This is a genomic window from Paenibacillus sp. IHB B 3415 (assembly GCF_000802655.2).
GTDB lineage: Bacteria > Bacillota > Bacilli > Paenibacillales > Paenibacillaceae > Paenibacillus_AQ > Paenibacillus_AQ phytohabitans.
The window spans coordinates 1-242 of record NZ_JUEI01000278.1 but is presented as its reverse complement, the minus strand read 5'-3'; the positions used below and the strand labels follow the sequence as shown (position 1 = coordinate 242).

Sequence of the window (242 nt, the reverse complement as noted above, 5' to 3'; positions counted from 1 at the left end):
AGGAATGGAGAAATCAAATCTAATCTGGATAATGTGCCCGTTGATATCATGCAGGAGCAGATTCTGGCAGCGAAAGACGGGACCAACTACTGGACCGGTGCGAAATTATCGAAACTGCAGGCCTATGGTATAATCATTAGCAGTGTAGTTGCCAGTTTTCAAGGGATTGAAGGAATGCGCGGCAATGTAAAGATAAAGAGAAGCCTTCCGCTGCACCCCGGTGCGGGTGAAATATCTGCGTC

General features: G+C 47.5%; 1 pseudogene. It reads left to right on the top strand.

Annotated elements, in window-relative coordinates:
* A pseudogene (locus tag QW71_RS40820) lies at positions 1 to 242 on the top strand (hypothetical protein); the annotation flags it as partial.